The 14209-nt window shown below is 68.3% G+C and carries 14 protein-coding genes; 2 read left to right on the top strand and 12 right to left on the bottom strand.

Features of this window, described 5'->3' with window-relative positions; genetic code table 11:
- Nucleotides 1–79 precede the first annotated feature (79 nt).
- From AZL_RS34785 to AZL_RS26270, 8 genes are all read right to left on the bottom strand, one after another.
- The gene (locus AZL_RS34785; RefSeq protein ID WP_247894469.1) at nt 80–838 is read right to left on the bottom strand and encodes a hypothetical protein; all 759 of its coding nucleotides are present in this window, start codon (nt 836–838) and stop codon (nt 80–82) included.
- A gap of 62 nt (nt 839–900) precedes the next feature.
- A complete protein-coding gene (locus AZL_RS35855; RefSeq protein WP_148219650.1) occupies nt 901–1317 on the bottom strand; it encodes a hypothetical protein in 417 nt (138 codons plus the stop codon).
- Between the two features lie 397 nt (nt 1318–1714).
- On the bottom strand, nt 1715–2950 hold the full coding sequence (locus AZL_RS26295; protein WP_012977463.1) for an MFS transporter: 1236 nt from the start codon (nt 2948–2950) through the stop codon (nt 1715–1717).
- Nucleotides 2951–4120: a thiolase family protein gene (locus AZL_RS26290; protein ID WP_012977462.1), complete on the bottom strand. Its 1170-nt coding sequence runs from the start codon at nt 4118–4120 to the stop codon at nt 2951–2953.
- A complete protein-coding gene (locus AZL_RS26285; RefSeq protein WP_148219649.1) occupies nt 4117–5583 on the bottom strand; it encodes a class I adenylate-forming enzyme family protein in 1467 nt (488 codons plus the stop codon). Before AZL_RS26285 ends, AZL_RS26290 begins: the two co-directional genes overlap by 4 nt.
- A 36-nt stretch (nt 5584–5619) precedes the next feature.
- Nucleotides 5620–6165, bottom strand: coding sequence for a biotin transporter BioY (locus AZL_RS26280; protein ID WP_042445881.1), 546 nt, complete (start codon nt 6163–6165; stop codon nt 5620–5622).
- Nucleotides 6166–6195: 30 nt separating this feature from the next.
- On the bottom strand, nt 6196–6846 hold the full coding sequence (locus tag AZL_RS26275) for an energy-coupling factor transporter transmembrane component T family protein (RefSeq protein ID WP_012977459.1): 651 nt from the start codon (nt 6844–6846) through the stop codon (nt 6196–6198).
- Nucleotides 6846–7520, bottom strand: a complete 675-nt coding sequence (locus AZL_RS26270; RefSeq protein ID WP_012977458.1) for an energy-coupling factor ABC transporter ATP-binding protein — start codon at nt 7518–7520, stop codon at nt 6846–6848. Before AZL_RS26270 ends, AZL_RS26275 begins: the two co-directional genes overlap by 1 nt.
- 164 nt (nt 7521–7684) lie before the next feature.
- On the opposite strand from AZL_RS26270, the gene AZL_RS26265 reads away from it, so the two are divergent.
- Nucleotides 7685–8605: a LysR family transcriptional regulator gene (locus AZL_RS26265; RefSeq protein ID WP_012977457.1), complete on the top strand. Its 921-nt coding sequence runs from the start codon at nt 7685–7687 to the stop codon at nt 8603–8605.
- A 22-nt stretch (nt 8606–8627) separates the two neighbouring features.
- Here the strand turns inward: AZL_RS26265 and AZL_RS26260 are convergent, their stop codons facing one another.
- Nucleotides 8628–9965: an NAD(P)/FAD-dependent oxidoreductase gene (locus AZL_RS26260; protein WP_012977456.1), complete on the bottom strand. Its 1338-nt coding sequence runs from the start codon at nt 9963–9965 to the stop codon at nt 8628–8630.
- Between the two features lie 246 nt (nt 9966–10211).
- Here AZL_RS26260 and AZL_RS26255 point away from each other — a divergent pair, with 246 nt between their 5' ends.
- Complete coding sequence (locus AZL_RS26255) at nt 10212–10688, top strand: Lrp/AsnC family transcriptional regulator (protein ID WP_012977455.1); 477 nt, start codon at nt 10212–10214, stop codon at nt 10686–10688.
- 51 nt (nt 10689–10739) lie between these two features.
- Here AZL_RS26255 and AZL_RS26250 read toward each other — a convergent pair whose 3' ends face one another.
- The 3 genes from AZL_RS26250 to AZL_RS26240 are packed head-to-tail and all read right to left on the bottom strand — an operon-like array spanning nt 10740 to nt 14196.
- Entirely contained in the window at nt 10740–12395 is a 1656-nt protein-coding gene (locus AZL_RS26250; RefSeq protein WP_012977454.1) for an ABC transporter ATP-binding protein, read from the bottom strand.
- Complete coding sequence (locus AZL_RS26245; protein WP_012977453.1) at nt 12395–13249, bottom strand: ABC transporter permease; 855 nt, start codon at nt 13247–13249, stop codon at nt 12395–12397. Before AZL_RS26245 ends, AZL_RS26250 begins: the two co-directional genes overlap by 1 nt.
- On the bottom strand, nt 13246–14196 hold the full coding sequence (locus AZL_RS26240) for an ABC transporter permease (protein ID WP_012977452.1): 951 nt from the start codon (nt 14194–14196) through the stop codon (nt 13246–13248). The genes AZL_RS26245 and AZL_RS26240 overlap by 4 nt, the downstream gene beginning before the upstream one ends.
- Nucleotides 14197–14209: the final 13 nt, after the last annotated feature.

Below are 14209 nucleotides of genomic sequence, written 5' to 3'. Positions count from 1 at the left end.
TTTCGGCACTCCGTCAGCGGGATGATCGGCGCGCACGGCATCGAGGCGCGGCCGATGTGTGGTGCTGTTCTGTCCCTGCTCAAGTCTTCAGATCGACGGGCTTGTAGGCGGGCGGGGACGCCGCCGCGTCCGAGTTTGGGGCGGAGGGTTTGTCGGTGGCGGGGGCTTTGAGGGAGGAGATCAGCAATTCGGCGGCGCTGGCCGCTCCGGACTGGTCGCGCCCGGTGGCACCCTTCAGCAGCCGTTCGGCAAGCCGTGCCGTGTCCTCGCTCCGCGCCTTCATCCGGTCAAGCCGCGTGCCGCCGCCCGATGCCGGCGAGGATCCATCACCTTTTTCTCCTCGCAACTCCTTTTGCTGAGCTTCGTACGCCGCTTTGGATTCTTTTATGCCCTGAACAAATATTTTGTATTGATCTGGAGAAAGACTTTCTTTTGCGTTTTTCAGTTCCTCTTCCTCTGTCATGTTTGAAGATTTTGTGCCGGCCCAGTCATTTAATTTTCTAGCGCTTGATATAAATTCATCAATATCCTTGCCGCTGTCGGCGATGTCACTGCCGCTTTCGCCCCCGGCCACTTGGATGCCGTTGTCCGCTGTCTCCAAGCGATATGATAAGGCATAGCCAGATTTTCCATTCAGGTCAGTTCCAAACTGTGACGTGATATTTATAGATATCTCGCCATTAGCGGACCTAAAGCTTGCCTTGAATCCCTCAACGTTCCCAGTCTCCTCAATTTTTTTTTTGGCGGCAGCGGCGGTGTTCTCCATAAATTTTTTCAAGGCCGAACCACCGGCAAGTGTGACGTTGGGGCCGTTGTAATCCGTGATCGCTCCAGCCATTTTCGGCACTCCGTCAGCGGGATGACTGGCGGGCATCATTTCTGGATGCCCGCCATTGCATATTACTGGATGGTGAACCGCACCGTGCCCGAACAGCTGGGGGAGGGCTGCTGGCTAATCACCGAATTGCCACAATTCCAAGAGCCTACCCCAAGATTCGTAGAGAAACTGGTCAAAGTCCCGCAAAGCGGGCCATTCTTGACCTGCTGCCCCGGGCGCGACCATGAGAAGCTGCAAGACTTCCCGCCCCCCGACACGGTGAGAACACCGTTGTCCGGCTGACCGGAGGAAAAGCTGGATACGCCCGATCCCGAGCTGCCGTTGGCGATCGAGGTCGGAAGGCCCACGCTGGTCCCCGACACGGTGACAGTTTGGCCGGAAAGATTCTGTACAACGACATTGGTGCTTCCCGCCAGCGCCGGCACGGCGAACAGCAGGGAGGCGGCGAAACCCAACGCTCCGGCAAATTTAAACGACATACCGATTCCTCCAATTTTCTTGGTGTCAACGCCCCGGAACTCCCGGAGGGGTGGTTCACGGAGAGAAGATAAACACTTTTATAGCGCAATTTTCCGCCACGAAACAATACGAAAAAATGCAGAACCCTAATATACCAAACCCTTAGATAGCAAACTTATCGTTTTCCCCTGGTCCCGCCCAGGACCATTCCCGCGCCATCGCATGGCTGGACATCCGTCAGTCCCGCGAAGTCTGGAACGGATCCCGGTGTTTCCCACGCGGAACCGATGGGGAAGCCGGGATTCCCATCCTCGGGGGCGGCGAAATCCTCCCTTTGAGCCCAGATGCCCGCGAGGGTTGGAGTTCCGCGCCTCCCGCAATGTTTTCAAGGGCGTGGCGGGGTCGGCCGCCCCGGCGTCATCGCCCCAGCAGACGGTCCACCCGCCGCAGGGCCGGAAACAGCACCGCCCACAGGCCGGCGAGGCCGACGGCGCCGACGCCGCCCAGCACCACCGCCGGAACGGCGCCGATCAGGGCGGCGAGACCGCCGGACTCGAACTCGCCCAACTGGTTGGACGCGCCGATGAACAGCGAGGTGACGGCTCCGACCCGGCCGCGCATCTCGTCGGGGGTGGAGAGCTGGATCAGCGTCTGGCGGACGAACATGCTGATCTGGTCGGTGGCACCGACCGCCAGCAGGGCGATGAAGGACAGCACCGGATCGGCCGACAGGCCGAAGGCGATGGTGGCGACACCGAAGCCGGCGACCGCGACCAGCATCCGCCGCCCGGCATGGCGTTTGACTCCCCAGCGGGTGATCACCATCGCCATGGCGAGCGACCCCAGCGCCGGGGCGGAGCGCAGCAGGCCGAGGCCCCAGGGCCCGACATGCAGCACGTCGCGGGCGTAGATCGGCAGCAGCGCCGTCGCCCCGCCCAGCAGCACCGCGAACAGGTCGAGCGAGATCGCCCCCAGAATCTCCGGCCGGCGGCGGATGAAGGCGGCGCCGGCCAGCATGCTGGACAGGCTCATGGCGCGCCTGGTCATCGTCACCGGGCGGGGCCGGCAGGCGGCGATCAGCAGGACCGACAGCGCCAGCATCGCCGCGCTGACGCCATAGACCGCCGCCGGGCCGGCGATGTAGAGCAGCCCGCCCAGCGCCGGGCCGGAGATCTGCGCCACCTGGACGCCCGACGACTGCCAGGCGACGGCGTTCGGCAGATCCTCGACCGGAACGGTGGCCGACAGGATCGCCTGGTTCGCCGGCCCCTCGAAGGATTTGGCGAGGCCGATCAACGCCACCACGGCGAAGATGGCCTGGGGCGACAGCGCCCCCGCCATGGTCATCAGGAACAGGGCGGCGACCGCGACCGCCTCGATCGACAGGGCGCCGAACAGCACGGTCCTGCGGTCGTTGTTGTCCACCACGTGGCCGGCGACCAGCACCAGCGCCAGGGTGGGCAGGAACTGGAACAGCCCGACCAGCCCGAGGTCGAGCGGATCGCCGGTCATGGCGTAGACCTGCCAGCCGACCGCCACCACCTGCATCTGGATCGCCAGCATCGAACAGACCCGCGCGCTCCAGAACAGGGCGAAGGCGCGGTGACGGAAGGCCGACCGGAAACCATCCCCGGCCGTGTGGGCGCTGGTCATTCAAACAGGCTCCAGAAGTGTGGCGAGTCCCAGCCCGCCGCCGATGCCGAGCGTGGCGAGCCCCCGGCGCGGCGCGGCGCCGGCGGCGGGGAACAGCAGTTCGCTGAACAGGCGCGTCACCAGGATCGCCCCCGACGCGCCATAGGGGTGGCCGAGCGCCAGCGCGCCGCCGCCGACCGACACGCGGGCCGGATCGATGCCGAGCGCGTCGAGGCAGGCCAGCACCTGGGCGGCGAAGGCCTCGTTGAACTCGACGAGGTCGATGTCGGCGATGGTCAGGCCGGGGTTGCGGGCCAGCAGCCTGCCCACAGCCGGGATCGGGCCGGTGCCGAGACGCCTGGGATCGACGCCGGCCGCCGCGCTGTCGACCACCGCGAGGCCACGGGTCAGGCCCAGCGCGCGGAACTTCCGCTCCGACATAACCGCCACCAGCGCGGCGCCGTCATTGACCGGGCAGGCGTTGCCGGCGGTGACCGTGCCGTCCGGCCCCAGGATGGGACGCAGCGCGGCCAGCCGCTCCAGGCCGCTGTCGGGGCGCGGGCATTCGTCGCGCTCGACGACGCGGCCGTCGCGCAGGGCGAGGGGGACGATCTCGCGGGCGAACCGGCCGGAGGCTTGCGCGGCCACCGCCTTGCGGTGGCTGTCCAGCGCGTAGCGGTCCTGGCGGGCGCGGTCGATGCCATGGGCGGCGGCGACGGTCTCCGCCGCCTCGATCATCGACGGGTCGCCGATCCCGTCGGGGGCGAAGCGGGCGCGGTCGTAGAAGGCCGGCGTGCGGTAGAGGCTGGATGGCTTGACGATCCGCCAGGGCGCGGTGCTGGTGCTCTCCACCCCGCCGGCCAGCACGACCTCGCAGGCGCCGGACTGCACCAGCCGGGCGGCGAGGTTGATCGCCTCCAGCCCCGACCCGCATTGGCGGTCGACCGTGACGCCGGGCACCGACACCGGCAGTCCCGCGGCCAGCGCCGACAGCCGCGCGACGTTGCCGCCGGGACCGACGGCGTTGCCCAGCAGCACCTCGTCCACCTCCGCCGGCTCGATGCCGGCATCGGCGAGCACGGCGCGGATGACCGGGGCGGCGAGATCCTCGACGGCAAGCTCGCGCAGGGCGCCGCCGATGCGGCCGACGGCGGTGCGGCGGGCGGCGGCGATGATCGGGCGGCCGCTCATTCCACCACCTCCAGCCCGCCGGCCCTGGCCCGCTCGCGGACATCGGCGCGGGCGATCTTGCCGCTGCCGGTCAGTGGCATGTCGGCCGCGGCGAAGACGCGGCGCGGCGCCTTGTAGGCCTCCAGCCGCTCCTGGCACCAGCCGCGCAGGTCGGTCAGCGTCGCCCGGCCGGTGCCGCGCCACCAGACCACGGCGGACAGCGCGTCGCCCCAATAGGGGTCGGGCAGGCCGAACACCACCGCCTCCGCGACCGCCGGGTGGGCGCGCAAGGCCGCCTCGACCTCCGCCGGATAGACGTTCAGGCCGCCGGTGATGACCATGTCGCCGGCCCGGCCAACCAGCCGCAACCAGCCGCCGCCGTCGATCCAGCCATAATCGCCGACCGTGCCCCAGCCGTCGCGCTCGCGATAGCCGGCGCCGTCGGTCCTGCCGAGATAGCCGTCGCTCAGCATCCCGCTCCGCACCCAGACGGTGCCGGGTTGGCCGCGCTCCACCGCGACGCCGTCGTCGTCGCGCAGGCTCAGCTCCACCCCGTGGAAGGGGCGGCCGACGCTGTCGGCGGGCGCGCCTTCGAGGGAGGAGCGCAGGCTGACGAAGCTCAGCTCCGACGCGCCGTAATATTCCAGCACCGCCGCGTCGGGGCACAGCGCCGCCAGCCGGTCATGCACCGCCGGCGCCAGCTTGGCACCGGAACAGACCACCCGGCGCAGGGCGGGGAAGCGGCGGCCGGCGCGTTCGGCGGCATCGAGGATGCCGACCAGCATCGTCGGCACCAGCACCAGCGTGGTGACGCCGCAGCCGGCCAGTTGCGCCGCCGCGTCGTCGGCGTCGAATTTCGGCTGCACCCGGACCGTGGCGCCGGCCGACAACCCCTCCACCGCGCCATAGAGGCCGAGGCCATGGACCAGCGGCCCCGGCACCAGCACGATGTCGTCGGGGCCGATGGCGAACTCCACCCGGCTCGCCGCCAGCGTCGCCAGCCAGGAGCCCTGGTTGCGGATGAAGGCCTTCGGCCGCCCGGTGGTGCCGGAAGTGAAGCCGACCAGGAAGGGCGTCTTCGCACCGACCGCCGGGATGGTCCAGCCCGCCGGTTGGGCGGAGATCCAGCCGGCGGCGGTCTCCAGCCTCAGATGCAGGTCGGGGAGAAGGGTGTCGAGGGCGGCGGCGGTCTGCGCTTCGCTCCATTTCGGGTCGAGCAGCCCGACGATGCCGCCGGCCGCGACGATGCCGAGAAACAGGACCAGCAGGTCGGGATGGTTGCCCAGGCTCAAGGCCACGCGGGGAGGCTGGCCGTCGCGGCGCAGGGCGGCCACGCCGGCGCCCGCCCGCTGGACCCGGTCCAGCAGGGCGGCATAGGACAGGCTCTCCCCGCCGAAGACCAGCGCCGGATGGCCGGGCGCCCGCGCGGCGGCCAGGGCGAAGGGGCGGGCGAGGTTGTCCATCCCCTCGATATCATCGCTCATCGTCATCGGTCGTCGTCGCCGGTCATCAATGGCCGATCAGGCATGGATCGGCAGGATGCCGGCGCGGCGGACGCCGGAGGCGGCGACGGCGGCGATGCCGGCCTTGATCAGGTCGCCCGGCACGAAGGCCAGGGACCCGAAGACCGCCTTTTCCACCGGCAGGCCGGCGACCAACGACAGCCAGGGAATGCCGCCGGCATAGACCACCAGGATGCCGCCGACGGCGCTGACCAGGAACAGGCGGAACGGGTTGGCGCCGGTGGCGAAGCGCTCGGCCAGCCAGCCGGTGACGAAGGCGCCGACCGGCCAGGACAGCACGAAGCCGCCGGTCGGTCCCATCAGCACGCCGATGCCACCGCGCCCGCCGGCCAAAAGCGGCAGCCCGGCCGCGACCAGCAGCACGAAGAGCAGGGCGGCGATGCCGCCGCGCTTGGCGCCCAGGATGGCGCCGGCCAGCATGACGCCCAGCGTCTGCGCGGTGATCGGCACCGGCAGGAAGCCGAGCGGGATCGGCGGCGCCATGCCGAGCCCGCCCAGCAGGGCGGCGAACAGGGCGCAGAGGACGAGGTCGCGGGTGGACAACATGGCGGGCGTTTCCTTCGGAAGGTGGGTTTATCGTTGGGGACTGTTCTTTGTTTGGCCGTCTTCAATTCCGGTTTCGGCCGGGTCGTAGCCGCGCGCCTCCAATGCGGCGGTCAGATCATCGGCGATGGTGAGGATCTTGACCAGCAGCGGAACGAACAGGGCGGCCATGTCGCGTTCGACGCCGCGGGCGCGCTGGGCCATCCGCACCTCGCGCACCTGCTCGCCGAGCAGGGGGATGAAGCGGATGGTCAGGGCCAGCATCAGCGCCATCTTGGCCGGATTGACCCCGAGCGGGCGCAGCAGGCCGAACAGCCGCTCGAAAAGGTCGACCATGTCCATCACGCGGGTGGTCAGCGTGACCAGCGTCGCCAGCAGGATCAGCGCGGCGAAGCGGGCGACGGCGATGGCGGTTTCCTCCCAGCCGCCGCCGGCCAGCAGCGCCTGGAAACCGAATAGAAACGTCAGCATGGCGACCGGTCCCCGCAGCTCCGCCAGCACCCGGCGGACCGGCAGCCGCCCCGCCGCGAGCAGCGCGGCGCCGATCAGGCCGGCGGCCAGCGCCCCCCAGGCGCCGGGCAATGCCAGCACCGCCACCGTCACCAGCAGCAGCCCGCCCAGCTTCGCCCACGCTGGCAGGCGGTGGACGGCGGAGTCCCGATGCAGGTAGAGCCCAAGCATCAGCCGAGCCGCCGCACATAGGCTGGCACCGCCTCGGCCGGGGGGGCGTCGGTGACGATACGGCCATCCTCCAGCACCAGCGCCCGGTCGAAATCCATCACCATGTCGAGATCGTGGGTGACGACGATCAGCGTCTGCGGCAGTCCGCGCAAAAGCTCGATCACCTTGCGGCGGTTGCGCAGGTCGAGCAGGGTGGTCGGCTCGTCGAAGATCACATAGGCGGGATCCAGCACCAGAACCCCGGCGATGGCGAGCAACTGTTTCTCGCCACCGCTCATCTGGTGGGCCGGCTGGTGGCGGTAGCGGTCGAGGCCGTAACGCTCCAGCGCGCCGGCGACGCGGCGGGCGATCTCGTCCTTCGGCAGTTTGCGCGCCTTCAGTCCGAAGGCCAGATCCTCCTCCACCGTCGGATAGACGATCTGGGTGTCGGGATTCTGGAAGACGAAGCCGACCCGCTGGCGCACGGCGCGGCCTTCGGTCCGGGTGTCGAGCCCATCGACGGCGACGGTGCCGGCGGTCGGCAGGATCAGCCCGTTCAGCAGCCGCGCCAGCGTGCTCTTCCCCGAACCGTTGCCGCCAAGGATGGCGATGCGCCGTTCCGCCAGCCGCAGCGACAGGTCATGCAGGACGGGACGATCGCCATAGGCGTGGGAGACGGAGCGGAGCTCGATCATCGGAGGGACAGAGCCTTCATTGCGGTTCTGTTGCGTGTGCGAAAGGTTATTAGCGGGTTTGCCGGCGGGGTGCCAGAGGGTGGTGACCGCTTTGCCGCTCGACCTGCCCCAGGGGCGGCTTTTATAGTCGTGGCCCGATTCCGTCTCCACTCCAAGGATCGTGAATGCAAGCCCGCCAACTGGAAGTCTTTTGCATGTTGATGCGCTGCGGAACGGTGACGGGGGCGGCGGCGATGCTGAATATTTCACAGCCGGCCCTGAGCCAGATCCTGCTCCATGCCGAGGATCAACTGGGGTTCAAACTGTTCGACCGGGTGCGCGGTCGGCTGGTGCCGACGCAGGAGGCCAACGAGCTGTATCCGGAGGCCGAGCGCATCTTTTCCGAATTGGGCGCCCTGCGCCGGCGTACGCTGGACATGCGCCATGGCCGTACCGGCCTGGTCCGGCTCGCCGCCTCGGCGCCACCGTCGATGTCCATCGTTCCCAAGGCGCTGACCGCCTTCCGCGAGGCGCATCCCGACATCGTCGTGCGGTCGCTGGTCGCCCCGCTGGTGAGCATCCTCGACATGCTGCGCAGCGGCGACGTGCTGCTGGGGGTGGCGATGGACGACATGCCCCATCCCGACCTGCATGTCGAAACCGTCGGGCATGTCGAGCTGGTTTGCCTGATGCCGGAGGGGCATCGGCTGGCGGCGCTGGCCGACATCGGCTTTGCCGATCTGGTGGAGGAAACGTTGATCTCCTACCGGGTCGACACGCTGCCCGGCCGGTTGCTGGCCGGGGCGATCGAGGCGGAGGGGGGCGTCTATGCCCCGGCGGTGGAGATCGACCTGTCGATCACCGCCCTTCCGTTCGTCCGCGAGGGGATCGGGGTGGCGGTCGTCGATGGGCTGCTGCCCTGGAGCCAGTTTTCCGGCCTGGTCCAGCGGCCCTTCCGGCCCGCCATCCGCATGCCCATCGCCATCCTGACCAGCAGGGAACGGCCGTTGTCCGGCAGCCACGCCCTGATGCGCGACTGCCTGCGCCGGGCCGCCGGCACCCTTGGGCCGCCTGCTCCGGGGCCGGGCGGCGCCGAACGCGCTTGAGTTTGAGGGGGCGTCCGACCGCTCAGAAATCGGCGACCTTGCCGGCGGAGAAGCCGGCGAAACGCTCGGGATGATAGGGCTTGGGATCGACGATCGGGGCTTGGCCGGTGATCAGGTCGGCGATCAGATGGCCGGCGCCGGGGCCGATGCCGAAGCCGTGGCCGCTGAAGCCGGCGGCCAGGATCAGGCCGGGCAGGCTGCCGACCTCGCCGATGGCGGGGACGCCGTCGGGGGTGCTGTCGATATAGCCGCCCCAGGCGGCGGTGATCGGCGCGTCCTTCAGGCCGGGCAGCAGGGCCACCGCCCGTTCGTGGGTGAGCCGGATGGTGCCATGGTCGGGGGTGGGGTCGAGCACCCGCATCCGCTCCATTGGCGTCGCACGGTCGAGCCGCCAGCGCCGCAAGGTCTCATGGCCCGAGCGTACGCCCTCCGGCCCGCCGGGCAGCAGGCTGCGCCAGCGCCGGGCGAACATCGGCAGGAACTGCGGGGCGAAGCGGATCTGTTGCAGGGTCGGATCGACGCGCCCGCGCCCGCTGATCGCCAGCGTGTGGCCACCGTCGCCGCGCCGGGTGATCGACACCGCGGCGGTGTGCAGCGCGTCGGGCAGGCCGGCCGAAAGACCGTTGGGATTGGGGCCGACCGACAGGATCGAGGAGCGGATCGAGGCGAGCGGAAGCCGCACGCCGATCTGGTGGCAGAAGGAGGAGGCCCAGGCCCCGCCGGCCATCACCACGACCTTGGAGCGGATGGTGCCGTGTTCGGTGACGACGCCGCTGACGCGCCCGCCACTGGTCTCCAGACCGCGCGCGGCGCAGCCCTGATGCACCGAGCCGCCCAGTTTCATGACGGCCCGCGCCACGGCGGGGACGGCGCGCGCCGGATCGGCGATGCCGTCGGACGGCGAGAAGACGCCGCCCTTCCAGGAGCGTCCGGTCGCCCGCCCGCGCTCCGCGGCTTCGGCGCCGGACAGCATGTGGGTGGTGACGCCGACGGTGCGGGCGAAATCGCGCCAGCGCGCCCAACCCGCCAGTTCCTGGTCGTCGTTGCTGAGATAGAGCAGGCCGCAGCGGGTAAAGCCGGTATCCTCGCCGCTCTCGGCGGCGAAGCGGTCCCACAGATCCAGGCTCCTGGTCGCCATCGGCAGTTCGCGCGCGTCGCGGTTCTGCTGGCGGCACCAGCCCCAGTTGCGGCTGGATTGCTCCGCCCCGACCTGTCCCTTTTCCACCAGGGCCACCGACAGACCGCGTTGGGCCAAGTAATAGGCCGTCCAGGCGCCGACGATGCCGCCGCCGATCACGACGACATCCGCCTGATCGGGCAGGCTCGGGGTGGATGCGATGATTTGCAAAGGGGCGGGCATGGGGCGGGTCTCCGGTTTCGGCGTTATCCAGTCTAGCCACGGCGGGAGGATCGGCGGGCGCTTCTTTGGCCGATCCAGCGGCATTATCTACTGTCGATGCTTGGAAAGACGATGCTTTGTTCTGTCGAAGAAAAGCTTGTTGGTCGTGGACAGCATGCGTGCGCGTGCTAAGCTTTCAGAGCCCGGCCGGCAGAATTTTCTGCTGCCCTTCTCCGTTCCCCTGCCCTCGAACCGGATGGGTTCCCTATGAAGCTGGACCGCATCGACATCAAGATTCTGCATCAGCTCCAGAAGAACGGCCGGATCACCAACGTGGAGTTGGCCGAGCTGGTGAATCTCTCGCCCAGCCCCTGCCTGATGCGGGTCAAGAAGCTCCAGGCCGAGGGCTACATCGAAGGTTACACCGCCCAGATCAATGTCAGCAAACTGGGCCAGACCCTGACCGTCTTCACCGAGGTGACGCTGAAGAATCACCGCCAGGTCGATTTCGCCCGCTTCCTGGCCGCCGTGAAGAAGATCGAACAGTTGCTCGAATGCCATCTGGTATCGGGCGGCTACGACTACATGCTGAAATTCGTCACGTCCGGTATTGGCGAATATCAGGAGATCATGGAAAAACTGACCGACATGGACATCGGCATCGACAAGTATTTCAGCTATGTCGTGCTGAAATCGCCGATCGTGCGGGCACACATGCCGCTGACCACGCTTTTCCCGATGTGACGCGCCGGTGGACGCCAGCGCGGCGGCCTGCCGCGCTGGCGTCCCGGCGGATCAGGCCACCCGCATCCGGTCGGCGTCGATGTCCAGGCTGTCGAGCCAGGTCGGGTCGAGTTTCGGCACCGACGAGAACAGCAGCTTGGAATAGGGGTGCTGCGGCTGCTGCCGGGCGGCCGGAACGATGGTTTCGACCGTCTGGCCGCGATACATCACGATGATCTCGTCACAGATCGCCTCGATCACCGACAGGTCGTGGCTGATGAAGACATAGGACAGGCCGAGCTCGCGCTGCAATTCCTTCAGAAGATCGATGATCGCCGCGGCGACCACGGTGTCGAGGGCCGAGGTGATCTCGTCGCACAGGATCAGCTTCGGCTCCGCGGCGAGCGCGCGGGCGAAATTCACCCGCTGCTTCTGGCCGCCCGACAGTTCCGCCGGGCGGCGGTGGCGCATGGCGCGGGGCAGGTGGACCATGTCGAGCAGCGCGTCGATGCGCGCGTCGCGGGCCTTGCCGCGCAGCCCATGATAGAAGGTCAGGGGACGGCCGATGATGTCTTCGATCGATTTGGCCGGGTTCAGCGCGGTGTCGGCGTGCTGGAAGACGATTTGCAGGTCGCGCAACTGCTCCCGGTTGCGCTGGCGGGCGCTGTGCCACAGCTTCCGGCCCTGGAACTGGATGGTGCCGCCGCAGGCGGGCAGGATGCCGGCGATCGTGCGTGCGAGCGTCGACTTTCCGCAGCCGGACTCGCCGATAATGCCGAGGTTGGCGCCCCGCTTCACCTGGAGACTCACCCCCTTGACCGCGAGGGCCAGCGGCAGCCCGTTCGATTGGGGCGGGCCGTAACCGGCGCTCAGCCCGTTGATCTCCAGCAGCGGGGTGGCATTGCTGGCCAACGCCTCCGCGGCGGCGGCGCGTCCGCCGCTGTCGGGGTGGAAGGCATGCAGCAGCTCCCTGGTGTAGGGATGGGTCGGGCGGGTCAGGATGTCGTCGACGCTTCCGGTTTCCTGCACCGCCCCGTTGCGCAGGACCATGATGCGGTCGGCGATCTGGGCGACCACGGCCAGATCATGGGAGACATAGACGCAGGCGATCCGGTGCTGGGCGGTCACCGCCTTAAAGGCGCGCAGAACCTCCACCTGGGTGGTGACGTCGAGCGCGGTGGTCGGTTCGTCGAAGATGACGACCTTGGGATCGCCGATCAGCGCCATCGCCGCCGCCAGACGTTGCAACTGACCGCCCGACACCTGATGGGGGTAACGGTCACCGATGCTGTCCGGGTTGGGCAGCGACAGGGCGCGGAACAGGGCGATGGCCCGGCGGCGGGCCTCGTCCGGCGGCATCAGCCGGTGGATCCGCGTCACCTCGATGACCTGATCCATGATCGTCGCCGCCGGGTTGAAGGCGGCCGCCGCACTTTGCGGCACATAGGCCACGGTGGTGCCGCGCAGGGCGGCCCGTTCCTTTTCCGACAGCGTCACCATGTCATGGCCGTCGATCTTCACCGTGCCGCCGGAAATCCGGCAGCCCGGACGGGCGTAGCCGAGCAGCGTCATGGCGGCGGTGGTCTTGCCGGAGCCGCTTTCGCCGATGAAGGCGACGGTCTCCCCGGCGGCGATGTCGAGGTCGATGCCCTTGAGGATCTGGATCCAGCGTCCGGAATCGGTGGTGGCCTCGACCGTCAGGCCGCGGATTTCGACGAGGTTCGTCATCAGGAGGCACTCCGGTCCCGGATCTTCTGCGGAAGATTGTCGATCAGCAGATTGACGCTGATGGTCAGGGTGGCGATGGCCAGCGACGGCACGATCACCGCCGGTGCCGCGAAGGGCAGGCCGCCGATGTTCTCGCGCACGAGAGCGCCCCAGTCGGCATAGGGCGGCTGGACGCCCAGCCCCAGGAAGGACAGGCCCGACAGCAGCAGCACGATGAAGACGAAGCGCAGACCGAGGTCGGCCAGCACCGGGCCGATGATGTTGGGCAGGATCTCCGCACCGATCAGATAGGGCAGTTTTTCACCCCGGATGCGGGCGACCATGATGAAATCCATCGTGTCGATGTTCACCGCCAGCGCCCGGCTGAAGCGGTAGGCGCCGGGGACGTAGATGACCGACAAGGTCAGGATCAGCACGGGGATGGAGGAGCCCACCGCCGCCACCACCATCAGGCCGAACAGCTTGCTGGGGATGGAGTTCATGGCGTCGAGCACGCGGCTGACCACCATGTCCACCGGCCCGCGCAGCACCGCGGAGGTCATGCCCAGCACCACGCCGGTGAAGCAGGCGATCGACACCGCGGCCAGCGAGATGCCGACGGTGTAGCGGGCGCCGTAGATGATGCGGGACAGCATGTCGCGGCCGAGATAATCCGACCCCAGCCACAGGCCGGGCCGCATCGGGCCGAAATAATCGATGTCGATCATCTCCCCCACCGAATGGGGGGCGATGGTGGGAGCGAGGAGGGCGACCAGCGCCCAGAACAGCACCACGCAGAAGCTGACCAACCCGACAAGGTTGATCCGGTAGCCGGACCATGTCGCGAGGGAACCGGTGGAGGAATGTGTCTTCATCGGAGCCTCGGGTTCGACAGGATGGCGACGATGTCGGCGGCGGTGATCAGGAGCAGATATCCCAGGCAGAAGATCATCGCGCAGGACTGGATCAGCGGAAGATCGCGGGTGGACACCGCGTCCACCATCAGCTTGGCGATGCCGGGATAGTTGAAGATCGTCTCGACGATGATGACGCCGCCCACCAGATAGGACAGCGACAGCGCCACCGCGTTGGCGATCGGGCTGAGCGCGTTGGGCAGGGCGTGGCGCAGCACCAGCCTGGGCCGCGAGGCCCCTTTCAGCAGCGCCATCTCGACATAGGGCGTGTTCAGCGTTTCGATCACGGCGGCCCTGGTCATGCGGATCATCTGCGCCGACACCCCGAAGGTCAGGGTGATGACCGGCATGGCGTAGGCCCGCAGCAGCCCGGCGAAACTGTCGATCTGGTAGGTGAAGGACAGGGCCGGCAGCCATTTCAGGTAGACGGCGAACACCAGGACGGCCAAGGTCGCCAGCACGAATTCCGGGACGGAGATGACGCCGATGGTGGCGACGGTGACGATGCGGTCATAGAGCGTGCGCCGCCACATGGCGGCGGTGATGCCGAGCGTCAGCGCGAGCGGAACCGAGACCAGGGTGGTCAGGCCCGCCAGCTTCAGCGTGTTGACCAGCCGGCCGGCGATCAGCGTCGCCACCGGCACATGGTTGGCGTAGGAGGTGCCGAGATCGCCCTGGAACAGCCCGCCGATCCAGTAGAGGAAACGCAGCAGGGCCGGTTCGTCGAGATGCATGGCCGTGCGCAGGCCGGCGATCGCCTCGGGTGTCGCCGCCTGCCCCAGCAGGATCGTCGCCGTGTCACCGGGCAGCAGGGTGGTGGCGAAGAACACCGCGAAGGACACGATCGTCAGCGTGACCAGGGCGATGAACAGCCGGCCGAGGATGAGGGAGGGAACACGTGATTTCATGCCTGGCCTCTGA

Source organism: Azospirillum sp. B510, from assembly GCF_000010725.1.
Classification (GTDB): domain Bacteria; phylum Pseudomonadota; class Alphaproteobacteria; order Azospirillales; family Azospirillaceae; genus Azospirillum; species Azospirillum lipoferum_B.
Note: the sequence above shows the minus strand (reverse complement) of the source record. Positions and strands in the feature narration are given on the sequence as shown.

Bases quoted from the DNA above. Each gene is read 5' to 3' on its own strand.
- AZL_RS26290 (WP_012977462.1), bottom strand. From the start codon at position 4,120: ATGAGCGGCCGCCCGATCATCGCCGCCGCCCGCCGCACCGCCGTCGGC.
- AZL_RS35855 (WP_148219650.1), bottom strand. From the start codon at position 1,317: ATGTCGTTTAAATTTGCCGGAGCGTTGGGTTTCGCCGCCTCCCTGCTG.
- AZL_RS26245 (WP_012977453.1), bottom strand. From the start codon at position 13,249: ATGAAGACACATTCCTCCACCGGTTCCCTCGCGACATGGTCCGGCTAC.
- AZL_RS26240 (WP_012977452.1), bottom strand. From the start codon at position 14,196: ATGAAATCACGTGTTCCCTCCCTCATCCTCGGCCGGCTGTTCATCGCC.
- AZL_RS26295 (WP_012977463.1), bottom strand. From the start codon at position 2,950: ATGACCAGCGCCCACACGGCCGGGGATGGTTTCCGGTCGGCCTTCCGT.
- AZL_RS26285 (WP_148219649.1), bottom strand. From the start codon at position 5,583: ATGAGCGATGATATCGAGGGGATGGACAACCTCGCCCGCCCCTTCGCC.
- AZL_RS26250 (WP_012977454.1), bottom strand. From the start codon at position 12,395: ATGACGAACCTCGTCGAAATCCGCGGCCTGACGGTCGAGGCCACCACC.
- AZL_RS26265 (WP_012977457.1), top strand. From the start codon at position 7,685: ATGCAAGCCCGCCAACTGGAAGTCTTTTGCATGTTGATGCGCTGCGGA.
- AZL_RS34785 (WP_247894469.1), bottom strand. From the start codon at position 838: ATGGCTGGAGCGATCACGGATTACAACGGCCCCAACGTCACACTTGCC.
- AZL_RS26270 (WP_012977458.1), bottom strand. From the start codon at position 7,520: ATGATCGAGCTCCGCTCCGTCTCCCACGCCTATGGCGATCGTCCCGTC.
- AZL_RS26275 (WP_012977459.1), bottom strand. From the start codon at position 6,846: ATGCTTGGGCTCTACCTGCATCGGGACTCCGCCGTCCACCGCCTGCCA.
- AZL_RS26260 (WP_012977456.1), bottom strand. From the start codon at position 9,965: ATGCCCGCCCCTTTGCAAATCATCGCATCCACCCCGAGCCTGCCCGAT.
- AZL_RS26255 (WP_012977455.1), top strand. From the start codon at position 10,212: ATGAAGCTGGACCGCATCGACATCAAGATTCTGCATCAGCTCCAGAAG.